Genomic DNA, 23448 nt, shown 5'->3' on the forward strand with positions numbered 1-23448 from the left:
CCTTTCTGATATCCCCGGCAGCAACCTCTTGCCTGTCCCGGCAAGCGGCTCCGCCATTCCAGCCTCGAGAATTGCGCGCTTCACAACTCCGAGTCAATAACGCCTTATCTGTTCACAACACTTAGAGCTGGTACGTCCCGCTGACCCCGAACGTCCGCGGAGCGCCAATCACGCTCGAATTGTAGTTCGCCCCGTAGAACGATCCCGAACGACCGGCATAATACTCGTCAGTCAGATTCTTGCCGTAGATCGCAATCGTGACGGGTAGCGATTGCACGTCGAAGGCGATTTGCGCGTTCAGCAGACCGTATCCACGCTGGGTAACCGACGCGATCTGGAACTCGCTGTATGGCACCGCCCCCGTCGCGGTCACGCGGGCCGTGTTCAGGAAATACACCTTTGACTGATGGGTGTAGTCGAGATGCAACTTCATAGTGCCGAAATCCCCCACCACGACGGGAAGGTCCCCGCCCAGGCTGAACGATGTTTTCGCAACCGTGGGCACCTGGGATCCGACGAATGGGCCGCCTGTGAACTTGGGATGGATCAGGCCCAGCGATCCATTCAGACGCAGCTTGCCAAGCAACGCCTCCGCCTTGAATTCGCCGCCATAGATTTCTGCCTTACCGGCATTGATCGTCGTGATTATGATCGGCTGCGCCTGCAGGACTGCGTTCTGTTGGATGTCCGAATAGGTCGTGTAATATCCCGCAACGCCCAACCGGAGTCGTTTCGAGAACAGGCTGATCTTGGCCCCCGCCTCCCAACTGGATACCTCCTCAGCGTCGAACGGGGTGTAGAAGGCTGCGGTGGTACCGCTGGCCTGCTAATAGCCGCCTGAACGGAAACCCTTGGCACATTTGGCGTAGAGCAATCCGTCCTTCGGCAAGCGGTAATCGACGCCCACAGTAAAGGGGACATAGTTGAAAGTAATGGGCGCAGGCCGGTACGCGCAACTTCCGCGGGCCTGATTCAGACCGAGGGCCGTGAACGGGCATGCCGCCGGGGTTATCGCGGATACCGGCGGCGACGCGACCAGCGTATAAGGCGCACTCACCGCATATCGCGCCGGCGTGTAGATCATTTCCCGCGCGTCATGCACGTAGCGAAGGCCGCCGGTCAGGCGAAACCGCGGCAGCAGCTCATAGGTGAGCTGTGCGAAAACGCTCATCGATTCATTGTCGGGATTGATCGTGTTGTCTTGAATTGCGGCTCCGACATGGGTGATCGGCGAATTCAGCATCTGTTCGCGAAAATAATAGGCACCGGTCACCCAGGCAAGCTTGTCACCGAACGCGTTGCCGAGCAGTTGAAGCTCCTGCGACACCTGATGTCCGTCCAGCGTGAAAATGCCGACATCGGCATTGGCGATGGGCGTGGCGTCGAGATCCGAGGCCCCCTCGAACGCGAGATGGCGATAGGCGGTGATCGATTTGAAGACGACGTCCCCGATCTTCCCCGTAATCGTCCCAGAAAGATCGTAGATCTTCGAATGGTTCACCGGGTTTATGCCGCCGTAGGTTATTCTCGATCCGTCTGGGACGACATAGGGTGCGAGACTTGAAGGCGACAGACCGGCATCGAAATAGTTGAGCACCCATAACGGCTGGCGGTTCCGGCCGTCATAGTAATCGGCGCTAAGATCGATGCGCAGGTCATTTGTAATATCGGCACGTAGGCTACCGCGGAAATAGTCGTCGTTCTGATCTGCGACCCTGTTGCGGGTCGTCCGGTTATAGCCGTAGCCGTCGTGCTCGGCATGGACATAGACGACGCGCGCGGCGAGCCTGTCGTCCACTATCGGCACGTTGGTGACGGCCGTGACGCCCAGAGCGTCGTAATTGCCATAGGCCAGCTTGACAGACCCTTCGGTCGTGAATTTAGGCCGGGCGGTCGTGATGTTGAGTGCGCCCGCGATCGTATTGCGACCAAACAGCGTTCCCTGGGGCCCCCGTAACACCTCGACCGACGCAAGATCAACCAAGGCAAAGTTGCTGCCCTGCGAGCGCGCATATTTGACCCCGTCCACATATACTCCGACGGCCGGATCGACGTTAGGAAGCACGCCGCCGGGCGATACGCCGCGGATCGCGAGGATCAGATTGTTGCTGCCGTACGGCGTCGCAGTAAACGTGACTGCGGGTACGTTCGCAGCCAAGGTAGCAACATCGCCGATCTGGCGCGTTTCCAGCGCTTGCGCGCCGAACGCTGTCACCGCAACCGGCACATCCTGAAGGCGCTCTTCGCGGCGTTGAGCGGTGACGAAGATGTCAGCCAGACCTTCGCTGCCGGCTTCCTGGGCCGCCACCGCGGGTTCAGGCGAAACTTGGGCTGCCGAAGCAGAATCCGGCGAAACGCGCGCTGCCGGGGCAGTACCCGGCCCACCCTGAGCTTCTAGCGCTGCCGGATAAACGGCACTGGCCGCAGCGCACAGCAGGCAACGAATCGATTTATGCACAAATCCTCCCCAATAGGATGCCGCCCGGTTTTGACCGATGCTGCAACGTCGTTCGAGCGCCGATATTCTGAGTCGGCATCTTCCACAAGAATGGCATTCCGAGCCTAGAATATCCGGGAATAACGCGTTACCGTTGAAAAAACTTGTGTGAGAGGAAGCCGAATGCCGTTCAAAGGGGGGAACGACGCCACATGTCGTCCGACGGATCCCAGTCTGGGCGGTATTCAAGGCTTTCCGTTGATGCGAAAAGCATGGGCGGTCATCGCCATCCTGTGGTTTGTCACGTTGTTCTCGCAACTCGACCGTCAGCTTCCGGCGCTGCTCGTAACGCCGTTGAAAAGCGAATTCGGGATTACGGATACGCAGTTCAGCCTTTTGCAGGGGTACGCGTTCGCATTGGTTTATACCGTGATGGGACTTCCGTTCGGGCGCCTCGTTGATCGCACGAATCGGCGCAATCTGATTATGTTTGGGATCGTCGTGTGGAGCGCTATGACGGTGTTTGCCGGCTTCGCGACCAGCTTCAGCGAATTGCTGATCGCCCGCGTCGGGGTGGGCGTCGGCGAAGCGGTCTTGGCACCAGCCGCCTATTCAATCATCGCCGACTATGTCGCGCCGGCGCGTCGGGGCCGCGCGTTGAGCATCTATTACGTCTCCCTCGCAATCGGATCGGGAGCTTCGCTGCTGCTCGGCGGCATGATCCTCCACATGCTTCCTGCCGCGGGGCTCCAGGTTGGCGACCTTGTCCTTACGCCGTGGCGGATGACGTTCATCCTTGCCGGTCTGCCGGGACTCCCGCTGTTGCTGCTCCTGCTGTTCATTCGCGAACCGGAACGCCATGAGACACACGGCATTGCCCGCGCCTCGATCGGCGATTTCCTTGCGTATCTTCGGCAGCATCAAGCCACGTTCTGGCGTCTGCTGACCTATCCGGCGCTGATCGCGGCGATCGGCTATGGCATGCTCGCATGGGCACCGGCCTATTTTGAACGTCGCTTCGGCCTACCGATCGCGCAGGTCGGCGTCACGCTAGGGATCATCGTCGCTGCGGCGGGCCTGATCGGCACGTTGGCCAGCGGCGCGCTGAGCGATCGCTGGCTCGCTCAGGGCAAACCCGCCGCGCGGTTCAGGGTGACGCTGGTGGGCTGGATGCTTATCGTTCCATCAGCTTCGTTCTGGCCGCTGATGCCGAGCGCGGTGCCGTCCTTTGCGCTACTGGCCGTGCTGGTCACCGGCACTGCGATCGCGCAGTCCGCGGCGCCTGCGAGCGTGCAGGACGTCTTCCCCAACACCATGCGCGGCCAGGCCATCGCGGTCTATCTGTTGCTGGCAGGGTTGGTCGGCATCGGCCTTGGCCCCATGCTGGTCGCACTGGTCACCGACCACGTCTTCGGTGACCCGGCCAAGCTAGGCTATTCGCTGGTCGCGGTCGCGGCGCCGATGACGCTGTTCGGCCTATGGCTCTCGATCTCGGGTCAGCGCCCCTATGCCCGAACGGTCGAGGCGATTCGGCGCGGGTGCCCGTGATGTTAGCCGACGTGCATCGCAAGCTCCATCAGCTTGCCGGCCAGCCCCTTGTGTCCTTGCGTTACGGGCACAAGCACGTTGCTGATCAGCACGCGCATGATGAATTCAGCCAACAGGCGGCGGTCCAACTGCCGACCGAGCTGGTTGCTCCAGTGATCGAAGACCGGATCCAGCGCATCTCGCACCTTCGAGACGCCGTCTTCGAAACTGCGGCGAAAATAGCCCAGCGCGAACTGGGGTTCGGCCTCGAGAAAGCGGCGCGCCTGGTCGGAATTGAGATATTCGTCGAAGAAGCCGAGAAAGGCGTCCAGCCGGGCGGCCGGCGCCGTATGGGGCAGGATGGCAGCCTGCAGCGCGGCGTCGAAGCGCTCGCGCATATAGCCGGTATATGCGTCGAGCAGTTCCTCCTTGGAGGAAAAATACCGGTACAGCGTGCCACGCGCCACGCCTGCCTCGGCGACGATGGCCTGGATGGACATGCCGTGGACCCCGGCGCGCAGCATCACGCGCGTCGTTGCCTCGAAGATTCGCTTCTTGGTAGCGATCGCGCGGGAGTCGGGCTTACGCTGTCGCTTCGTAGGGCGGAACGCGTTGCCGGGCATGCCCGACCGCATGGCCGCGTCGCCGTTCGCAATCACTGTCACAACGTTCATGCGGCTCCTTATAGTCGGCCATTCAGACCCGTCTCGCTACCCTCTACGGCGGCGGTCGTCCACAACCGGCGCTGCGCTCGGCCCATGTTCGGTGCAAATCCTTAACCCTAGCCCTTTTCAGGAGTAAACATGTCCATCAATCCTTGGGGTAGCGGTGAACGCGACACCGTCATCGCCGCGCTCGACAGGGCCATCGTAGCCCATCCTGGTCGCATCATGCTCGATTTTGGCGGGGAGACGTACAGCTACGGGGATATCGACCGGATTTCGACGGCGTTCGCACATGAGCTCGCCGCGCTGGGGATCGTCGCGGGCGACACCGTCCTGTCGATGCTGAACAATAATGTCGATGCGGTGATCTGCTGGCTCGCGGCTAACAAGCTGCGCGCGGTCAGCGTGCCGATCAACACGGCATTGCGCGGCGAGTTTCTGCGGCATCAGATCGGCGATTCGGGCGCCAAGGTCGTTATCGCGGAGGCGGACTATATCGCGCGGATCGGTGCGGTCGCCGGCGGGCTTCCCGAAATGCACACGCTATTGCACCGTGGCGACTTGGCCGTCATTCCGGAAATCGTCGCGACCGTGGCGGCGCTGGACGCGCATCGCGGCAACGTCACGGATATCTTCCCGGACAAGCCCGAGCCGTCGGATCTGGCGATGCTGGTCTATACGTCGGGGACGACAGGGCCGTCCAAGGGGTGCATGATCCCGTATAACTACATGTGCAATCTTGCCCGACTGCAGCTGCGGGCTGGGCCGGCGACCGCAGACGACGTCACCTATACGCCTTTGCCGCTGTTCCATCTGAACGCGATCTGCGTCGGCGTCGTCGCGACGATCCTGACGGGCTCGAGACTGGTGGTAGCGCCACGATTTTCCGTGTCGGCATTCTGGCCCGAGGTCGAGCGTTCGGGCGCGACCATCGCGTCGATACTGGGCGGCATGGGCGCGTTGCTCGCGCAGGCCGTGGACAGCGACGTAGCGACGCGCTGCCGCGGCCAGATCCATACGGTGCGGGGCAACCCGTTCACCGAAGAAACCAAGGCGATCTGGCGCGAGCGGTTCGGCGCCCGCCAGGTCGGCGGCAACGGGTATGGGCTGACGGAGGCTTCGGTGGTCACGTCGCTGGCCGGCGGCGACTATGCTGCGCCGGGATCGTCGGGCATCCGCATCCCCGATTTCGATGTGCGGATCGTCGACGATTCCGGCCGCGAGGTTCCGCCCGGCACCGCGGGCGAAATCCTGATCCGCCCCAACCAGCCAGACATCATGTTCAAGGGCTATTGGCGGCGCCCCGACGAAACGCTGAAGGTCATGGCGGACCTCTGGCTCCATTCAGGCGATATGGGCAAGTTTGACGAGACCGGCTTCTTCTATTTCGTTGATCGCAAGAAGGACTATCTGCGCCGGCGTGGCGAGAACATCTCGAGCTTCGAGATGGAAGCGGCGTTCAACCAGCATCCCGCGATCGAGGAGGCCGCCGTCCATGCCGTCTTCTCGCCGCGCGGCGAGGACGACGTGAAGGTGACCGCCGTGCTGGCGGCGGGCGCGACGCTGACCGAAGAGGCGCTGTTCCACTGGTCGACCGACAAGGTCCCCTATTATGCGCTGCCCCGCTATATAGAGTTCCGCGATACGCTGCCGAAGAACCCGCAGGGCCGGGTGCTGAAGTACGAACTGCGCGAGGAGGGCAAAACCGCCAAGACCTGGGACCTGGAGGATACCGACATCCAGGTCGCCAAGCGCTGAGCGAGGGCGCCGTCGGTATCGCCGACGGCGCCCCGCGATCAGGTGAGCGCGTCGAGCGCCTCGAGATTGCCGGGCTTCGAGTTGAAGCCCCAGAGATGAAGGCCGCCATCGACGTTGATTGTCTGGCCAGTGACGAACCCGGCCATGCGGGACGCGAGGAAAACCGCGACCGGCGCGATGTCTTCCTCCGGATAGCCGACGCGGTTTAGCGGCTTGGCGGATGCGGACACCTTTTCGAAACCCGGATGTTCGCGACACAGACGTTCGAAGCTCAGCCCCGCGGCGGCCGGTGCGATGGCGTTTACACGGATGTTGAACCGGCCCCATTCTGACGCCGCGCTATGCGTAAGCCCACGGATCGCCGATTTGCCCATATTGTAATCGGCGTGGCGCCAGGCGCCAGAATCGGCGTCGATCGAATAGAAGTTGATCACGCTGCCACCGCCGCGCGCCCGGAAATGCGGGTACGCCGCCTGCATCGCCCACCATGTCGCCCACATCGTGGTGTCCAGCGTGCGGGCAAGGATGGCGTCGGTCTTCTGTTCCAGCAGTACTTCCGGGCTGGGCGCGAAGGCGTTGTTGACCAGCGTGTCGAGCCCGCCGAAAGTGTCGACGGCTGCCTGGATCGCGCGCTCGACGCTTGCCTTGTTGCCGACGTCGGTATGGACGAACAGCGCCGAGCCGCCGAGCTCCTCGCATTCGGCCGCCACCGCGCGTCCGCGGTCCTCGTCAAATTCCGCAACCACGACCCGTGCGCCTTCGCGAGTAAACAGCCTCGCGATGCCGCGCCCGATACCGGCGCCCGCACCGGTGACCAGCGCTACGTTGTCTTCCATGAGCCCCATCGATCCATATCCTCTCAAAGATTTTTTCTAATTGGACACAAAGGCCGATGGCGCCTGGTGTCAAGCGCGCGCCATCCCGCCAAAGCCGCCGCATGCGCAATTCCGACACGAGAAGGTTGTTCTGCCCTTGGTAATCTGTCGCAACTGCGCTAAAGCTGTCACTGCGCGACAGCCGGCACAGACCGTTCGTCATTGGAGACTGGAAATGAATTCCGAAGACATGATTCTCATCAGCGTGGATGATCACGTGATCGAGCCGCCAAACGCCTTCACGCCGCACTGGCCAGCCCATCTGAAAGGCCGCGAACCCCATATCGAAAAGCGCGACGGTCGCGACGTCTGGATGTTCGAGGAAAAGGCAGCGGGCTATATGGGCCTGAATTCGGTGGTCGGCCGTCCCAAGGAAGAATACGGGATGGAGCCGCTGAACTACGAACAGATGCGCCGCGGCACGTGGGACCTGAAGTCCCGCGTTGAGGATATGGACGCGAACGGTATTCTTGGTTCGATCTGTTTCCCGACATTCCCCGGTTTCGCCGGACAGCGCTTCCAGGCGGCGTCGCACAATGATCCCGAAGTCGCGTTGGCCGCGATCCGCGCTTATAATGACTGGCATTATTACGACTGGTCGGAAGCGGCGCCGGGGCGCTTCATACCGTTGATGCTGACGCCGTTCTGGGATATGCCCGCAGCCGTCGCCGAGGTGAACCGGCTCGCCAAGCTCGGCGTGCACGCGCTGTCCTTCTCGGACAATCCCGCGCTGTCGGGCTGGCCGTCGATCCACGACCCCTATTGGGAGCCGCTCTGGAAGGCCTGTGCGGACAACGACGTCGTCATCTGCTGCCACATCGGCACCGGCGCTGCGGCGATGCACGCGTCGGACCTTTCACCGATCGACGCCTGGATCACGTCGATGCCGATCTCGATCGCCAATTCCGCGGCGGACTGGATCTGGGCTCCGATGTGGAAGAAATACCCGACGCTGAAGATGGCGCTATCCGAGGGCGGTATCGGCTGGATTCCCTATCTGCTCGAGCGCGCGGATTTTACCCATGGACATCATAATGCCTGGACGAATTCCAATTTCGGCGGAAAGATGCCCAGCGACATCTACAAGAAGCATATTATCAGCTGCTTCATCGAGGACCGGTTCGGTTTGGCCAACCTTGATTACATCGGTGAAGACATGGTGATGTACGAGTGCGACTATCCCCATTCGGACTCGGTGTGGCCGCACTCGGCGGAAAAGCTGTGGGAGGACGTGAAGGGCCTCGCGCCGGCGACGATCGATAAGATCACCCATCTCAACGCGATGCGCGAGTTCTCCTATGACCCGATCAGCAAGCTCGGTCGTGAGAATTGCACGGTCGGTGCCTTGAAGCGCACCGCTGCAGCCGTCCCGGTCGAGACCGATCCGATCCTGGGTATGGGTGGCGCCAAGCCGAACCGCGAACCAGGTAAGGCGGTGACGTCGGGCGACATCAACCGCATGTTCGAAAGCGCGGGCGCAGAATCGACCGTCTCTGGCCGCCGTTAAGCACGCGGACCGACGAATAGGCTGCGGACGCTGATGCGTCCGCAGCCTATTTTTTCATCGTCGCCGCCTCAACGGGCGTTGAACTGGGGTGCCCGCTTTTCGCGAAATGCCGTCGCCGCTTCGACGCGGTCTTCCGTCGTCAGCAGCAGCGCGAACAGATGGCGCTCCAGCGCCATTCCTTGGCGAAGCTCCAGTTCCCCGCTCGCATAGGCCGCCGTGCGCACGAAGGCAGTTGCCGTCGGCGGTTTAGCTGCAATCCGGTACGCCAGCGCATCTGCCGCCTCGAACAGCGCGTCCCGGTTCTCGTAGAGCCGGGTCACGATATTCAGGCGCTTGGCCTCCGCCCCATCGATACGGTCGTTGCTGAGCATCAGGTCCAGAGCGGCGCCGACGCCGATCAGCCGCGGCAGGCGCTGTGTGCCGCCCGCGCCGGGAATCAGACCGAGGCCCGTCTCGGGAAGTGAAAACGACGCGTCCGTACATGCCACGCGAATGTCGCACGCCAGTGCGATCTCGAACCCGCCCCCCATGCAGGCACCATGGATGGCTGCGATCGTCGGCGTCGACATCGTCTCGAATGCCGCGATCCAGGGGTCCTGGGACATGCGGCGATGCGCCTCTACGGGCGTTTCGACACCCCGCTGCTCGCGAATGTCCGCACCTGCGCAAAAGCCGCGCGCGCCGCTTCCGCGGATGATGATCGCGCGGACCGCACTATCCGCGTCGAGCGTCCGCAGCGCCTCCGGCAAGCCTTGCCGAATCGAATCGTCGATAGCATTGATCCGATCCGGCCGATTAAGGATGATACGGCCAATCGCGCCGTCGCGCTCGACCAGAATAGCGTGGGATTTCATCATGATGTCGCCGCAGTTGATGTGTCGTTGGAGCGCCGACCGCCTGGCCGCGGGCCGACCATCGTAATCGGCCTGCCCGCAGAGGTCATTTGCCTCCGAAACGAAAGGTCACGCCGCCGCCGAACGTGAAGGGATCACCGACCGTACGCTGAACGAAGCCGAGCCCTTGGGTATAAAGATCGGCGAAAACACGGCTGGTATATTTCTTGGCGGTCAGGTTGCGGGCGAACAAGAAGACCTCCGCGTTGGGCGATTGCAGCTGCAGACTGATACGCGCGTTCAACAGCCCATAGCCGGGCAACCGGGTGAGTTGGTTCTGAGTCGCATAAGTCGCGAGGACGGCAGCGGACACGCCGGGTGGCGCGGTTACCGGACTGATCACCATCGACCCGATATAGGCATAGTCCATGTGCAGACGCAGGTCACCCAGCGAAACCGGGACCGTCTGCGTACCGCCGATCGAAAATTGCTTCTTCGCAAGCTGCGGCAGCGGCTCGCCACTCCGGTCGACCGTGACGTTCACGCCGTTGACCGACTGAACTTCGTTGAAGCTGCCCTTCTCATACTTGCCGTCAAGCAGGCTCAGCGAACCGTTCAGCTCCATCCCGGTCCAGGGAACGGCGGTCACCTCGAACTCGGCACCCCAGATCCGGGCATTGCCAGCGTTCACGAGATATTGGGTGGGCTGCTGCGTGCCCGGCACCAGCGCGCCGATTTGCTTTTGCAGACCGTTGGTCCAGCTGTTGAACAGCGCCACATTGGTCCGCAGACGGCGATTGAACCAGTCCAGCTTGGCGCCGACCTCGACGTCCTTGACCTTTTCGGGATCGAACGCGGGGATCGAGCCCGCGCGGACGTTCCAGCCGCCCGACTTGGACGCGCCCCGGGTCTGGGCATACAGGAAAACGTCGCTGTTCGGCCGATAGTCGAAACCGACCGTCCACGCCGGATAGTCGAAAGTGGTTTTTTGAGTCTGGTCGCAGACCGATCCGGCATCCTTCAGGGCCACGGTGCAGGTGCTGGGGTCGCCAAGACGCGACTTGTTGTGCAGCACGACGTCGCGATTGTCCCAGGTCCAGCGGATTCCGCCGGTGAAGCGCAACTGTTCTGTAATGTTGTAGTTGCCCTGCGCAAACAACCCCTTGGTGATATTGGTAACGTCGGCGGCGTTCTCGGTGATGAAACGCGGAGCGGGGATGAAACCGAACGTCTGCGAAACGCTCGATTCATAGCCGCTCTCGTGGCTGTAATAGGCACCCAGGATATAATTCAGGCGCGTCCCGGCCTTCCCCGCGAGCTGGAATTCCTGCGAAACCTGCTCGGATCCATATCCCGAGCGCGTCGTCAGCAACGGAACCGGCGTACCGTCGGTATCGATCAGGCCGGTGGAATTGCTGTATCGATACCCGGTGATCGACTTCAACGAAATGTCGCCGACATCCACGTTGATTGTCGCGCCAAAGCCGTAAGCGACTACCTGGTTCTGCGGTTTCTCCAGATACAGGTTGCGGACATCAGCCGGCAGGCCGTTGTAGATCGCGGTACCGGCCGCGTTGACCGTTGGGAGGACGAACGCAGTTCCGTTGGTTTCGTACCAGGTCGATTTCGTCTGGAGATATTGATTCAGGACAGGGACGATCGCCGCACCGCCCGGCAGCGCCGAGAACACCGCCGGGTTGAAGGCGACGAGGCCGATCTTCTGGCCATTGTCATTGATCTTGTTGTAGTCGCCCGACAGCGTGACGTCCCAACCCGATCCCTGGTACCGCAATTTACCGCGGACGAAATAGCTTTCGGGATCGTCGGCATAGCCGTTCAGCGCGACGTTCTTCACATAGCCGTTGCGTTCGTGATAATTGCCGCTGATCCGGGCCGACAAGCCTTCGGCGAGGGGCGCGTTGACCGTCAGCCCGAGGCTGCGATAATCATAGTTGCCGACTTCCGCCTTGGCGATGACCTCAAGATAATCCTTGGGCTGGGCAGTGATGATGTTTACCGCGCCGCCCGTCGTGTTGCGGCCGAACAACGTGCCTTGCGGCCCTCGCAGGATTTCCACCCGCTCAAGATCGTCGAGGTCGGTTTGGCCCTGCGACGGACGCGGGATATAGACGCCGTCGACATAGGTCGCGACGGTCGGGTCGTTGGCGGTCCCCGGGTTCTGATTGTTCTGACCGCGCAGCGAAACAAAAACGAGACCAGAAACCGACGGCCCCCCGGTCTGGATGGAGAAGCTGGGCGTAACGCGCTGAAGGTCGGTCGCGTCCTGAATCTGCGCGGCTTCCAGCTGCTGGGAACCGAGCGCGGTCACGGCGACCGGCGTGGACTGCAGGCTCTCTTCGCGGCGCCGGGCCGTGACCACGATATCTTGGATGCCGCCCTGCAGCGCCGCAGGCGCCGTCGCAGCACCGTTCGGGCTGGAGGCTGCCGAGTCGACGGATACCGGCGCCGGCGGCGTCGGATCGGCCGGCGGACTGGCTTTCTGCGCCAGCGCGGCGGCGGATGACAGAATCGAAACGGTTCCCAGCAGCACGCGGATTTTGGCCGTAGATACATGCCTCATGGCGACATCCTCCCAAAGTGATTTGCCGAGCTCTTCCGGTTCGGGCTTAATAATCTCTAGCGCCTATTTTCGTCGCTGGGAATTCTATAATCAGAACATTGGATTGGTGTCAGATGTTTTTACGCCGAGCCAAGCACCCTTACAGCGAAACGAAGGCTCCGAACCTCCGGTCCTGGGCCTATCCAAGGCTCACCTAGACGCTGCGCGCGTCGCTGCCGATACCGGGCCGGTTAGCATGGCGACGAGCGAGTCGAGCAGGTTCTCCATCGTGTTCGGACTCGTCCAGAATCGTAGATGCTCGCGTTGGTGGTCCAGCGACGCCTCGCGCGCCGCCATGATGGCGCGCAACGAGAGGCTGAGGAACACCAGCCGCTGTTCCAGCAACGGGGCGGGCACATCGCTGGCCAGCCGGCGGATATGGATCAAGGCGCGTTGATATCCCCCGTTCCAGCGGCCCGCCAGCGTGTCGCTCAGCATGGCGCGCTCCTGCAGCCCCAGATTGCTTATGAAGCGGATATAAGTGTCCTCTTCGCCGGGACCATCTCCCAGATCGGTCGATGGCCACACGAGCACTTCCACCGCCTGGCGGACGCTATGGGGCCCGCCCGACGCCTCGGCCGCATCGAGTCGCGATTGACGCCTCTCATCGATCACCTGCGCACCGTCGACGATCAGCTCGCGAACGAGCGCCTCCTTGGTACGAAAATAATAGTGCAGCGACCCGCTGTTCTTCTGCCCCGTCGCCGTCACGATCTCGCGGGTCGACACGCCATGAATTCCCTTCATGGCAAACAGCCGACGCGCCGCCAACTTAATTTGATCGCGGGTCTCGTCACCCCGGAGACTTGACTTGCACTGCATCTCGCCTGATTAGGTCAATCGCTTTAGCGAATCAACCTAGTCGGGCTTTTACGATGTCGGATCTCGATTTTAGCAGAAAGACGGTGCTGATCGTCGGTGGCTCCAGCGGCATCGGCAACGGCATCGCGCAATCGTTTCGTATGCACGGCGCTACCGTTTTCATCACCGGGACGCGGGGTTCGCCCGCAGATTACGACTTGGCCGACGGGTCTGATCTCGAAGGCTTGGCATATCGCACGCTTGACCTCACCGACCCGCTGGCGATCGCTGACTGGTCGTCGCCGTTCGACACGCTGGACGTCCTGGTGCTGTGTCAGGGCGCGGCCCGCTATGGTCGTGCCGAATTCGCGCTCGACGCCTTTCGCGAGGTTGTCGAGATCAATCTGAACAGCGTTATGGCCTGCGCGACGCGGTTCCACCCTCTGCTCGCCAAGAGCGCTGGATCGGTGATCGTCATCAGTTCGATCGCCGCGTTCGGCGCGCGCATTGGCAACCCCGCGTACGCAGCCTCGAAGGCAGCCGCCGTGGCACTCGTCAAGACGCTGGCGGAGGCCTGGGCGGCGGACGGGATCCGGGTGAATGGCATAGCGCCGGGGCTGGTCCCGTCCAAGCTCACAACGATCACCACCGGAGACTCGAAACGGCTGGCCACCACGCTGCGGCGCATTCCGATTGGGCGGCTCGGCACGCCGGCCGAGATCGCCGGCGCGGCGCTGTTCCTGGCCTCCCCGCTGGCGTCCTACGTCGTCGGCCACACCGTCGTGGTCGATGGCGGCAAAAGTTTATCCTGAGGAACGATCATGGCGTGGGACTTCGAGACCGATCCGACATTCCAACCCGAGCTAGACTGGATCGAGGCGTTCACGCGCACCGAGATCGAGCCGCTCGATCACGTGCTTGGTAACCATTACGACGTGAACGCGCCGGGCTTCGTGAAGCTCGTTCGTCCGCTGCAGGCGCGGGTGCGCGAACGAGGCCTGTGGGCCTGCCATCTCGGCCCCGAACTCGGCGGACAGGGCTATGGACAGATCAAACTCGCGCTGATGAACGAGATCATCGGGCGCACGCGGTTCGGCCCGATCGTGTTCGGCGCGCAGGCACCAGATTCCGGCAACGCCGAGATCCTCGCGCACTACGGAACCGCCGACCAGAAGACTCGGTATCTGCGTCCACTGCTCGACAACGTGATCGTCTCCTGCTTCTCGCTGACCGAACCGCATGGCGGCGCAGACCCGCTGATGATCCGGACACGCGCAGTCCGCGACGGCGATTCATGGGTCATCGACGGCGAGAAATGGTTCGCCAGCAACGCGCGCTACGCCGCCTTCTTCATCGTCATGGCAGTCACCGACGAGGGTGCGGCCCCGCTTCTGCGCGCGTCGATGTTCATCGTGCCCGGCGACACGCCTGGGATCGAGGTGGTGCGCAACGTAGGCTATGGCGGTGATACGCCCACCCATGCCTACCTCCGGCTGAGCGGTGTACGCGTCCCCCTGGATCATATGCTCGGCAAACCGGGCCAAGGATTCGTCGTCGCGCAGACCCGGCTCGGTGGCGGTCGTGTTCACCACGCCATGCGCACGATCGCCAAGGCGCGCGAGGCGTTCGACCGGATGTGCGAGCGCGTCCTGTCCCGCAGCACCAAGGGCGGGCTGCTGGCCGACAAGCAGATGGTGCAGGAGAAGATCGCGGACAGCTGGATCGAACTTGAGCAGTTTCGCCTGCTGGTGCTGCGCACCGCATGGCTGATCGACAAGCATGGCGACTACAAGCTGGTCCGCAAGGACATCGCCGCCGTCAAGGCGGCCATGCCCAAGTTGCTGCACGACATCGCCAGCCGTGCGCTGCATCTGCACGGATCGCTCGGCCTGTCCGACGAGATGCCGTTCATGCACTGGGTCAACGAATCCTATTTCCTGGCGCTGGCGGACGGCCCGACCGAGGTGCACAAGGTGACCGTCGCGAAGCAGGTCCTGCGCGGCTACCGGGCGAGCACGACGCTCTTCCCAGACTATCACCTGCCCCAGGTCCGTGCCGCCGCCGTCGCGCGATACGGCGCCGACCTGGAAGCGTTCGAGACCGCCTTCTGATGGCGATCGACCGCCCCGTTGGACTGGAACTGGTCGATTTCGCGGCGCTCGCGGCGTGGATGGACGGCGAGAGACTGGGCGGGGGGGCGATATCCGACATCGTGCCGCTGACGGGCGGATCGCAAAACGTGATCGTGCGCTTCGCACGCGGGGGCACCGACTATGTGCTGCGCCGTCCGCCTGCCCATCCCGGCGCGGACGGCAACGCGACCATGCGGCGCGAAGCGCGGATCCTTCGGGCGCTTGCCGGGACCGACGTGCCGCACCCCCGCCTCATCGGCGCCTGTGCGAACGAATCGGTTCTGGGCGCCGCCTTCTACCTGATGCAGCCGGTCGACGGCTTCAATCCCGGCGTCGGTCTGCCGCCGCTGCATGCGCGCGCGCCCGCCGTCCGCCATGCGATGGGCCTTGCAATGGTGGACGCCATCGCGGCGCTCGGTGCGCTCGATCATCGTGCACTTGGGTTGGACGATTTTGGCAATCCCGAGGGTTTCCTAACCCGCCAAGTCGGGCGCTGGAAGCGTCAGCTGGAGGGGTATGACCGCTATGATGGCTGGCCTGGTGCCGAAGCGCTACCGGGCGTAGGCGAACTGGCACACTGGTTGGAGCGGGAACGTCCGACGCGGTTCGATCCCGGAATCGTGCACGGTGACTTCCATATGAAGAACGTCCTGTTCCGGTTCGACGGTCCCGCGATCGCGGCGGTGATCGACTGGGAACTGGCAACGATCGGCGACCCGATGCTGGATCTCGGCTGGCTGCTCGCCACCTGGCGCGACCAAGGCGCACCGGCGTCGGAGGCTCAGATCGTGGTCGAGCCCTGGGACGGTTTCCCGTCGCCGGAGGAACTGATCGCGCGCTACGGCGCCGAGAGCGGCCGCGACGTCTCGCGCGCCGACTGGTATGCGGTGCTCGCCTGTTTCAAGCTGGCGATCCTGCTCGAGGGCAGCTTCGCGCGCGCCTGTGCCGGCAAGGCGCCCCGGGAGATCGGCGACCGGCTCCACGCAAGCGCGGTCCGGCTGCTCGGTAAGGCTGCGCGGATCGCCGCGGGATAGGAACATGAAATGGAACTGACGGGCAAACGCATCATCATTACCGGCGGGGCTAGCGGCATCGCCGCGTCGGCGGTTCGCGGCCTGGTCGCACGCGGCGCCCGGATCGCCAGCATCGACGTGTCGACCGAAGCGGGCGAGCGGATCGTCGCCACGGCGAACGCTGCGGGGCCCGGTTCCGCCACGTTCCACACGGCAAGCGTGGTTGATCGCGCCGGGTTTCTGGCGGCCGTCGAGCAGGCCGTGCAGGTAATGGGCGGCCTCGACGGGCTGATTCATGCGGCGGGCGTGCAGCAATACAAGCCGGCCGAAGACCTGAACGACGACGATTGGGACCGAGTCGTGGGGATCAACGCGCGCGGCACGATGATCGCCAACCAAAACGTCTTTGCCCATCTGAAGGCCAATGGCGGCGGCAGCATTGTCAATTTCGCCTCGGCGGCGGGGCTGGTTGGGCTGCCCGGCGCGCCACATTATTCGGCATCCAAGGGTGCCGTGCTCGGTTGGACGCGCGCGGTGGCGCAGGCTTGGGCGGAGCACGGGATCACGGTGAACGCCGTTGCGCCGGCGATGTGGACGGCGATGTACGATGCGACACGCGGCCAACTCACGGCTGCCGAACTGCTCGCCCATGATGCGATGATGGCGCGAGCGATCCCGCTGGGCGGCAAACTAGGCGATCCCGATACCGACATGACGCCGGTGCTGGCGTTCCTCGTCGGCGAGGGCGCAAGATTCATCACCGGGCAGACGCTGCCGGTGGATGGCGGCACGGTTATGACGCGATGAGCCTGCCTCCGGCGACCGAGATGCCGGCCCAGATCCTCACCGGCCTTCGCGTGCTGGACCTGTCGCGCGGCATATCCGGACCAATGGCTGCGCTCCAGCTGTCGGAGGCGGGCGCCGACGTCGTGAAGGTGGCGGTGTCGAGCGGTACGCTCGAAGACGACTCGCCCGACATCCTCGCGGCGGTTCTCGATCGTTTCAAGCGGCGGATCGTTCTGGATCTTCCGCCGGGCGGCATTGATGGCGAACTCGACCGTCTCCTTGCCCAGGCGGACGTGCTGATACACGACCTGACGCCCGCAGCCGCCCGGCGACGCGGCCTGGACGACGCCCGGCTGTTCGCGCGGTTTCCACGCCTCATCGTGTCGGCGGTCACGGGCTGGCCCACAACGCATGAGAAAGCCGAGGCGCCGGCGCGCGAAACGCTCGTCCTGGCCGCGCTCGGCATTCTGGACGAACAGCCGGGTCATCGTCCGGGTCCGGTCTTCGTCCGGATGCCGTTCGCCAGTTGGACCGCCGGCTGGCTTGCGGCGATCGCGATCCTGGCGCGGTTGATCGCGCGGACCCGCGACGGGCATGGCGGTGCGGCGCACACCAGCCTGGCGCAGGCGGCGCTCGTGCCGATGACGATGCACTGGTCGCGTGCCGAGACCCCATCGCCCACGTTCGCCAAGGGGCTGGCCAAGGATATCCCGATCCCGCTCCACCAGGCGTCCGACGGCCGGTGGATCCATGTCCATTATTCCCCCGACAGGGCACCGTGGATGGCGGACGCGCTGGCTGCGATGGGGCCCGACGCGGTCCGCCGGGAGAACGCGCGCTTCGCGCCATCGCACGTCGCGCCCAATTACGGAGCCAACAAGGCGGTCATCGCCGGGCGAAGCGCCGCAGACTGGGTCGCGCATTTCTGGGCGCACGACGTCGCCGCGCAGATCGTCGCGCCGTTCGGCGAGATCTACGCAGACCCCCAGGCGGTGGCCAACGGCTTCGTTGCCACCGTCAAAGACCCGGTACTCGGCGCGACGCTCCAGCCGGGCGTCCCCATCACGGTCACGCCGGCGTCGCGCATCCGGCATTCCAGCGATGGGCTCGAGACTGACCCCGACGCGACCCTTCAGCATTGGACGCCGCGAGCGGCGGTCGCCACGTCGACGACAACCGAGCCCCTTGCGCCGCTCCACGGACTGAAGGTCCTCGACCTCGGCGCGTATCTGGCGGGTCCGTTCGCGACCATGTTGCTGGCCGATCTCGGTGCGGAGGTGATCAAGGTGGAGCCGCCTGCCGGCGACGCCATGCGCCGGCTTGAGCGCCAGTTCGCGGGTATCCAGCGCGGCAAGCGCGGCCTCGCGATGATGCTCGGCCGTCCCGAGACCCAGGCGGCGACGGCGGCGCTCGCGCGCTGGGCCGACGTCGTGCACCACAATATCCGCCGCCCGGCGGCGCGCAAGCTGGGCGTCGACTACGACACGCTGAAGGCGGAGCGCGCGGACATCGTCTATTGCCACGTCAGTTCCTATGGTCCTCTCGGCGAGCGCGCCGACTGGCCGGGCTTTGACCAGCTGTTCCAGGCGGCGTGCGGCTGGGAGGTCGAAAATGGCGGCGAGGGCAATCCCCCCCTGTGGCTACGCTTCGGCATCGTCGACTTCTACGGCGGGCTCGCGTCCGTGTTCGCGACCTTGCTGGCGCGCGTCGAGCATGGCCGCAGCGGCACGGGACAGGCGGTCGCGGCATCGCTGCTGGGCGGCGCAATGCTGACGATGGCGGAGGCGATCGTGCTGCCCGACGGCGGCCTGACGCCAATCGCGCATCTCGACCGCTCGCAGATGGGGGTGTCGCGGCACCACCGGCTTTACCGGACCGGCACCGACCTGATCGCGGTGGCCGCGCTCGATCGTCGAGAGCGCGGCGCGTTCGACGCAGTCGTGGGCGAGCATCCGGAGGCCTGGCTCGCCGCGCTCGACGCCGATAAGGCGCTTTTGCGGCTGGCGGAGGCCGGCGTCCCCGCGGAACGCGTCGCGCGCGCGCAGCACGACGCGTTTCTCGATTCGGCGGTTCATGAGGCAGCCGGGCTTCACGCCGACTATCCTCACCGGGATTACGGGCGTGTCCGGCAGATCGGCGCCTTCTGGGACTTTGGCGACCTGCCCCTTCATCTCGGCCTGGCGTCGCCGGCGCTTGGCGAACATACCGCGGAGGCGCTGGCCATGGTCGGCATCGATGCGGCGGCGCGCGAGGCGTTGTCGGCGCAAGGCCTGATCCACCAAGCGTGAGGTGCCGCCCCGGCTCGTCAGTCGGCGGCTGCGTCTCGTACCGCGCGGTGCGCCTTCAGCCCGGCCTCGTGACGCTCGAAATGGTCGCTGCGGCGCTCCACCCATACGCCGCGCGCGCGCGCCAGCGGAGCCGCATCGCCGACCAGGCTCAACGTGGCCGAGAGCATCCAACGCCGCCCCTCATGCGCGTCGATCGACACTGCGATGGCGAGCGGCTCCTCGACCGGTACGGGCTTCAGAAAGTCGGTCGTCAGCGACGCCGTCACGGCGGGAACGCCGCGCTGAGCCAGCGAACGCCCCATCACGTCGTCGAAGACCGCCGCGGTCCAGCCGCCATGCGCGACGCGCGGGCCCGCGTGAAAGGTCGTGGCGCACACGACCGGCGCCAGCGCGGTGTCGTCCGTCAGCGCGATCGGCCCCACCCCCAATCGACAGCGACCATGTGCGCGGCAGCTGCCGCACAGGAAGGCAGCGCCATTCGCCTCGGACTCAGACATGGATCGCGTGCCCGAGCGCGGCAAGCGCGCTTTCGTGTATCGCTTCGCCGAGCGTCGGATGGGCGTGGATGATGCCGGCGACGTCCTCCAGCACCGCACCCATCTCAATCAACGTACCGAACTCGCCGGCGAATTCGGATATGTGCGTGCCGACCGCTTGGATGCCGAGGATGCGGTGGTCCGATGCGCGCGCCGTGACCCGGACGAAGCCGCCATCGTTACCCACGTCCATCGACAGGGCGCGGCCGTTGGCGAGAAAGGGGAACTGGCCGACCACCGTCGCGGTGCCCGCCGGTACCTCGTGCGGGGACAGGCCGACGCTCACGATCTCCGGCTCGGTGAAGCACACCGCCGGGATCGCCAGCGGGGCGAACCGGCGCGTCTTGCCCGCGATGATCTCCGCGACGCATTCGCCTTGCGCGGACGCCTTGTGCGCCAGCATCGGTTCGCCGACCAGGTCGCCGATCGCCCAGACATTGGTGGTCGAGGTCGCACAGCGATCATCGACGCGGACGAAGCGTCCGTCCATCGTCAGGTTCATCGCCTCGAGCCCCCAACCTTCGATATTGGGCGTGCGCCCCACCGTTACGAGGATGCGATCGGCGGGCAGCACGCTGTGCGTGCCGTCCGCCGTCTCGATCGCGAGGCCCTCCCCCTCTTCGCTGACCGCGCGCGCGCCGAGATGTACCGCGACGTCGTGCGCCTTCAGCCAGCGGCGGACCGGATCGGTCAGTTTCGCATCGTAGAGCGGCAGGATGCGATCGGCCATTTCGACGATCGTCACCTCCGCGCCGAGCTTGCGGTACGCGATTCCGAGTTCGAGCCCGATGTAACCGGCGCCAACGACGACGAGCGCGTTGGGCACCTCGGACAGCGCCAACGCTTGGGTGGACGAGACGACCTTGCCGCCGAACGGCAGGAACGGCAGCTCGACGGGCAGCGAGCCGGTAGCGAGGATCACGTGGTCGGCCTTGATCGCGACCGTTCCGTCTCCGGTTGCGACGCTGCACGTCTTGGCGTCCGAAAACACCGCGTGGCCTGCGACGACCCTGACCTTCGCCTTGCGCAGCAATCCGGCGACGCCGCCGCTGAGGCGGTCGACGACGCCGTCCTTCCACGCGATCGTCGCGCCGAAATCGAGCGTCGGTGCAGCGGACAGGCCGATGCCGAAGCGGGGCACACGCGCCGTTTCCGCCATCTCGGCGTGGAGCGAGGCGGCATGGATCAGCGCCTTGGACGGAATACAGCCCCGGATCAGGCAGGTGCCGCCTAGCCGATCGGCATCGACCAATATCGTATCGAGCCCGAGCTGGCCGGCGCGGATCGCCGCGACGTAGCCGCCGGGACCGCCACCGACGACGAGCACTTTAGGAGCGAGATTGCCGACCATCGGATTAGTCCATGAACAGGAGCGCGGGGTGTTCGATGAGCCGCTTCAGCCGCTGCACGAACACCGCGGCGTCGTAACCGTCAACGATCCGGTGATCGAACGACGACGACAGGTTCATTATCTTGCGGACCGTCACGAAGCTGCCGTCGACGACCGGCCGCTCGACGATCTTGTTGGGACCGATGATCGCGACCTCGGGGTGGTTGATGACGGGCGTCGTCGTGATCCCGCCCAGTGTGCCCAGGCTGGTGATCGTGATCGTCGAGCCGCTCAAATCTTCGCGCGATGCGGTGCCGTCACGCGCCGCCGCGGTAACGCGCGTGACCTCTGCGGCAAGGCCCCAGAGGTCACGACTTTCGGCATGGCGGACGACGGGCACCATCAGACCGCCCGGTGTCTGGGTCGCGATGCCAATGTGAATGCCGTCATAGGCGTGGAGCACCCCCGCATCGTCGTCGTAACGCGCGTTGATCTGCGGGAAATTAGGCAGTGCCTTGATCAGCGCCTGCATGAAAAAAGGCAGTAACGTCAGCTTCGGCTGCTCGGCATCGCGATGCACGTTCAGATCCTGTCGAAGCTTCTCCAGCTCGGTGACGTCGGTTTCCTCGACATAAGCAATGTGCGGGATGCGGCGCTTGGCCTCCTGCATCTTCTCGGCGATCTTTCGCCGGAGCCCGATGATCTTCGTATCCTGTACGCCGTCGCGCGCGGCGTACCGCCGGTCAGCCGCAGCGATGGCGCCATCGCTCGCCAGATAGGCGTCCAGATCGTCCGAGGTGATCCGCCCGCCGGGCCCCGTGCCCGGCACGAACTGCAGCGCGACCCCGCGCGCGAACGCCCTTGCGCGTGTCGCCGGCGAGGCCAGCGGCGCGTCGCGCTCCGAGCGCGACGCGAACGCCGCGACAGCCGCACGCGTCGGTGCCCTGGCAGGCGACGCAGGCGACGCAGGCGAAACCGGCGCGGGTGGCGGAAGCGGATCGCTCGCCGGCAACCCGGCATTGGGGAACGGTGCGGCTGCGGCGGAAACCGCATCTTCGATGATCGCCGCCGCATTCCCGTCATCGGCCACTGCCAGTTCTACCAATATCGATCCGACCGGGAGCATCGCGCCTATCTCGCCGTGGATGGCGGTGACGACACCATCGACTGGCGAGGTCATGTCGACCGTCGCCTTGTCGGTCATCACGTCAACCAGGCTTTGGTCCTCCTTTACCGCGTCACCCGGCTTTACGTGCCAGACGACGATCTCGGCCTCGGCGACGCCCTCGCCCACGTCGGGCAGCCGGAACAAATAGCGGCCCATCAGCGATTCTCCATCGTACGCACGAGCGCCTTAGCGAGCCGCGCGGGCCCGGGAAAATAATCCCATTCGAACGCGTGCGGATACGGCGTGTCCCACCCCGCGACACGCTCGATCGGGCTCTTCAGCGCCCAGAAGCATCGTTCCTGCACCAAGGCCGCAAGCTCGCCGCCGAACCCGCCGAACTTCGACGCCTCGTGCAGAATGACACACCGGCCGGTCTTGGCGACCGACGCGACGATTGTGTCCACGTCGAGCGGCACGATCGAACGCAGGTCGATCAATTCGGCATCGACGCCGCTGTCCGCGATCCCGGCCTTCGCGACATGAACCATCGTGCCATAGGCAAGTACCGTTGCCTCCGCCCCCTCGCGCACTACCACCGCCTTACCGAGCGGCACCGTATAATGCCCCTCTGGAACCTCGGCGGTCGGATCACCCGCCCAGGTCTTCAGCGCCTGATCGTGGCGCCCGTCGAACGGCCCGTTGTAGAGCCGCTTGGGTTCGAGAAAGATGACGGGATCGTCGTCCTCGATGGCCGCGATCAACAGCCCCTTCGCGTCGTACGGATTGGATGGAATCACAGTTTTCAGCCCGGTGATGTGCGCGAAGATCGCCTCGGGACTCTGGCTGTGCGTCTGGCCGCCGAAGATGCCACCGCCATACGGCGAGCGCACCGTGATCGGCGCCCAGAATTCACCGTTTGAGCGATAGCGCAGCCGGGCCGCCTCGCTGACCAACTGGTCGAACGCCGGTAAAATATAATCCGCGAACTGAATTTCGGGTATCGGCCTGAGGCCGTACGCGCCCATCCCGATCGCAGTGGCGATGATGCCGCCTTCGCTGATCGGCGCGTCGAAGCAGCGCTGCATCCCGTGCTTCTTTTGGAGTCCGTCGGTAACGCGGAACACGCCGCCGAAATACCCCACATCCTGCCCGAAGATCAGCGTGTCGGGATCGTCGCCGAGCTTCACGTCGAGTGCGGAGTTGAGGGCCTGGATCATGGTCATGGTTGCCAT

At 64.4% G+C, this 23448-nt stretch carries 17 protein-coding genes and 1 pseudogene; 8 read left to right on the forward strand and 10 right to left on the reverse strand.

Annotated elements, in window-relative coordinates:
• Positions 1 to 121: 121 nt before the first annotated feature.
• Positions 122 to 2458: pseudogene (locus tag AC1MLZ_RS24410) on the reverse strand (TonB-dependent receptor).
• Between the two features lie 240 nt (positions 2459 to 2698).
• Here AC1MLZ_RS24410 and AC1MLZ_RS24415 point away from each other — a divergent pair.
• Positions 2699 to 3985, forward strand: coding sequence for an MFS transporter (locus tag AC1MLZ_RS24415; protein WP_480962413.1), 1287 nt, complete (start codon positions 2699 to 2701; stop codon positions 3983 to 3985).
• 2 nt (positions 3986 to 3987) lie between these two features.
• Here AC1MLZ_RS24415 and AC1MLZ_RS24420 read toward each other — a convergent pair whose 3' ends face one another.
• Positions 3988 to 4629 (reverse strand): TetR/AcrR family transcriptional regulator, encoded by a 642-nt coding sequence (locus AC1MLZ_RS24420; RefSeq protein ID WP_480962414.1) that lies wholly within the window; start codon positions 4627 to 4629, stop codon positions 3988 to 3990.
• Positions 4630 to 4767: 138 nt separating this feature from the next.
• On the opposite strand from AC1MLZ_RS24420, the gene AC1MLZ_RS24425 reads away from it, so the two are divergent.
• Entirely contained in the window at positions 4768 to 6387 is a 1620-nt protein-coding gene (locus tag AC1MLZ_RS24425; protein ID WP_480962415.1) for an ATP-dependent acyl-CoA ligase, read from the forward strand.
• 38 nt (positions 6388 to 6425) lie between these two features.
• On the opposite strand, the gene AC1MLZ_RS24430 is transcribed toward AC1MLZ_RS24425, so the two are convergent.
• Positions 6426 to 7232 carry an SDR family NAD(P)-dependent oxidoreductase gene (locus AC1MLZ_RS24430; protein ID WP_480962416.1) on the reverse strand — a complete coding sequence of 269 codons (807 nt, stop codon included), beginning with the start codon at positions 7230 to 7232 and terminating at the stop codon, positions 6426 to 6428.
• Positions 7233 to 7437: 205 nt separating this feature from the next.
• Here AC1MLZ_RS24430 and AC1MLZ_RS24435 point away from each other — a divergent pair, with 205 nt between their 5' ends.
• Positions 7438 to 8769, forward strand: coding sequence for an amidohydrolase family protein (locus tag AC1MLZ_RS24435; protein WP_480962417.1), 1332 nt, complete (start codon positions 7438 to 7440; stop codon positions 8767 to 8769).
• Positions 8770 to 8837: 68 nt separating this feature from the next.
• Here AC1MLZ_RS24435 and AC1MLZ_RS24440 read toward each other — a convergent pair whose 3' ends face one another.
• The 3 genes from AC1MLZ_RS24440 to AC1MLZ_RS24450 form a co-directional block, all read right to left on the reverse strand.
• The gene (locus AC1MLZ_RS24440; protein ID WP_480962418.1) at positions 8838 to 9626 is read right to left on the reverse strand and encodes an enoyl-CoA hydratase/isomerase family protein; all 789 of its coding nucleotides are present in this window, start codon (positions 9624 to 9626) and stop codon (positions 8838 to 8840) included.
• A gap of 82 nt (positions 9627 to 9708) precedes the next feature.
• Complete coding sequence (locus AC1MLZ_RS24445; RefSeq protein ID WP_480962419.1) at positions 9709 to 12183, reverse strand: TonB-dependent receptor; 2475 nt, start codon at positions 12181 to 12183, stop codon at positions 9709 to 9711.
• Between the two features lie 189 nt (positions 12184 to 12372).
• Complete coding sequence (locus AC1MLZ_RS24450) at positions 12373 to 13044, reverse strand: TetR family transcriptional regulator (protein WP_480962420.1); 672 nt, start codon at positions 13042 to 13044, stop codon at positions 12373 to 12375.
• Positions 13045 to 13097: 53 nt separating this feature from the next.
• Here AC1MLZ_RS24450 and AC1MLZ_RS24455 point away from each other — a divergent pair, with 53 nt between their 5' ends.
• From AC1MLZ_RS24455 to AC1MLZ_RS24475, 5 genes are read left to right on the forward strand one after another with little or no spacing between them, the layout of a single operon-like run.
• Positions 13098 to 13835 carry an SDR family NAD(P)-dependent oxidoreductase gene (locus AC1MLZ_RS24455; protein ID WP_480962421.1) on the forward strand — a complete coding sequence of 246 codons (738 nt, stop codon included), beginning with the start codon at positions 13098 to 13100 and terminating at the stop codon, positions 13833 to 13835.
• Between the two features lie 9 nt (positions 13836 to 13844).
• Positions 13845 to 15134, forward strand: coding sequence for an acyl-CoA dehydrogenase family protein (locus AC1MLZ_RS24460; protein ID WP_480962422.1), 1290 nt, complete (start codon positions 13845 to 13847; stop codon positions 15132 to 15134).
• Positions 15134 to 16189 (forward strand): phosphotransferase family protein, encoded by a 1056-nt coding sequence (locus tag AC1MLZ_RS24465; protein WP_480962423.1) that lies wholly within the window; start codon positions 15134 to 15136, stop codon positions 16187 to 16189. Before AC1MLZ_RS24460 ends, AC1MLZ_RS24465 begins: the two co-directional genes overlap by 1 nt.
• A 9-nt stretch (positions 16190 to 16198) precedes the next feature.
• On the forward strand, positions 16199 to 16975 hold the full coding sequence (locus tag AC1MLZ_RS24470) for an SDR family NAD(P)-dependent oxidoreductase (protein ID WP_480962424.1): 777 nt from the start codon (positions 16199 to 16201) through the stop codon (positions 16973 to 16975).
• The gene (locus tag AC1MLZ_RS24475) at positions 16972 to 19242 is read left to right on the forward strand and encodes a CoA transferase (protein ID WP_480962425.1); all 2271 of its coding nucleotides are present in this window, start codon (positions 16972 to 16974) and stop codon (positions 19240 to 19242) included. The genes AC1MLZ_RS24470 and AC1MLZ_RS24475 overlap by 4 nt, the downstream gene beginning before the upstream one ends.
• Positions 19243 to 19259: 17 nt before the next feature.
• On the opposite strand, the gene AC1MLZ_RS24480 is transcribed toward AC1MLZ_RS24475, so the two are convergent.
• From AC1MLZ_RS24480 to AC1MLZ_RS24495, 4 genes are read right to left on the reverse strand one after another with little or no spacing between them, the layout of a single operon-like run.
• The gene (locus AC1MLZ_RS24480) at positions 19260 to 19739 is read right to left on the reverse strand and encodes a PaaI family thioesterase (protein ID WP_480962426.1); all 480 of its coding nucleotides are present in this window, start codon (positions 19737 to 19739) and stop codon (positions 19260 to 19262) included.
• Entirely contained in the window at positions 19732 to 21129 is a 1398-nt protein-coding gene (gene lpdA / locus AC1MLZ_RS24485) for a dihydrolipoyl dehydrogenase (protein ID WP_480962427.1), read from the reverse strand. The genes AC1MLZ_RS24480 and lpdA overlap by 8 nt, the downstream gene beginning before the upstream one ends.
• Before the next feature lie 4 nt (positions 21130 to 21133).
• Positions 21134 to 22432: a dihydrolipoamide acetyltransferase family protein gene (locus AC1MLZ_RS24490; protein ID WP_480962428.1), complete on the reverse strand. Its 1299-nt coding sequence runs from the start codon at positions 22430 to 22432 to the stop codon at positions 21134 to 21136.
• A complete protein-coding gene (locus tag AC1MLZ_RS24495; RefSeq protein ID WP_480962429.1) occupies positions 22432 to 23448 on the reverse strand; it encodes an alpha-ketoacid dehydrogenase subunit beta in 1017 nt (338 codons plus the stop codon). The genes AC1MLZ_RS24490 and AC1MLZ_RS24495 overlap by 1 nt, the downstream gene beginning before the upstream one ends.

Source organism: Sphingomonas sp. PEI4 (assembly GCF_056679955.1).

Bases quoted from the DNA above. Each gene is read 5' to 3' on its own strand.
- AC1MLZ_RS24480 (WP_480962426.1), bottom strand. From the start codon at position 19,739: ATGTCTGAGTCCGAGGCGAATGGCGCTGCCTTCCTGTGCGGCAGCTGC.
- AC1MLZ_RS24430 (WP_480962416.1), bottom strand. From the start codon at position 7,232: ATGGGGCTCATGGAAGACAACGTAGCGCTGGTCACCGGTGCGGGCGCC.
- AC1MLZ_RS24470 (WP_480962424.1), top strand. From the start codon at position 16,199: ATGGAACTGACGGGCAAACGCATCATCATTACCGGCGGGGCTAGCGGC.
- AC1MLZ_RS24490 (WP_480962428.1), bottom strand. From the start codon at position 22,432: ATGGGCCGCTATTTGTTCCGGCTGCCCGACGTGGGCGAGGGCGTCGCC.
- AC1MLZ_RS24465 (WP_480962423.1), top strand. From the start codon at position 15,134: ATGGCGATCGACCGCCCCGTTGGACTGGAACTGGTCGATTTCGCGGCG.
- AC1MLZ_RS24445 (WP_480962419.1), bottom strand. From the start codon at position 12,183: ATGAGGCATGTATCTACGGCCAAAATCCGCGTGCTGCTGGGAACCGTT.
- AC1MLZ_RS24495 (WP_480962429.1), bottom strand. From the start codon at position 23,448: ATGGCAACCATGACCATGATCCAGGCCCTCAACTCCGCACTCGACGTG.
- AC1MLZ_RS24455 (WP_480962421.1), top strand. From the start codon at position 13,098: ATGTCGGATCTCGATTTTAGCAGAAAGACGGTGCTGATCGTCGGTGGC.
- AC1MLZ_RS24425 (WP_480962415.1), top strand. From the start codon at position 4,768: ATGTCCATCAATCCTTGGGGTAGCGGTGAACGCGACACCGTCATCGCC.
- AC1MLZ_RS24440 (WP_480962418.1), bottom strand. From the start codon at position 9,626: ATGATGAAATCCCACGCTATTCTGGTCGAGCGCGACGGCGCGATTGGC.
- AC1MLZ_RS24435 (WP_480962417.1), top strand. From the start codon at position 7,438: ATGAATTCCGAAGACATGATTCTCATCAGCGTGGATGATCACGTGATC.
- AC1MLZ_RS24415 (WP_480962413.1), top strand. From the start codon at position 2,699: ATGCGAAAAGCATGGGCGGTCATCGCCATCCTGTGGTTTGTCACGTTG.
- AC1MLZ_RS24475 (WP_480962425.1), top strand. From the start codon at position 16,972: ATGAGCCTGCCTCCGGCGACCGAGATGCCGGCCCAGATCCTCACCGGC.
- AC1MLZ_RS24450 (WP_480962420.1), bottom strand. From the start codon at position 13,044: ATGCAGTGCAAGTCAAGTCTCCGGGGTGACGAGACCCGCGATCAAATT.
- AC1MLZ_RS24460 (WP_480962422.1), top strand. From the start codon at position 13,845: ATGGCGTGGGACTTCGAGACCGATCCGACATTCCAACCCGAGCTAGAC.
- lpdA (WP_480962427.1), bottom strand. From the start codon at position 21,129: ATGGTCGGCAATCTCGCTCCTAAAGTGCTCGTCGTCGGTGGCGGTCCC.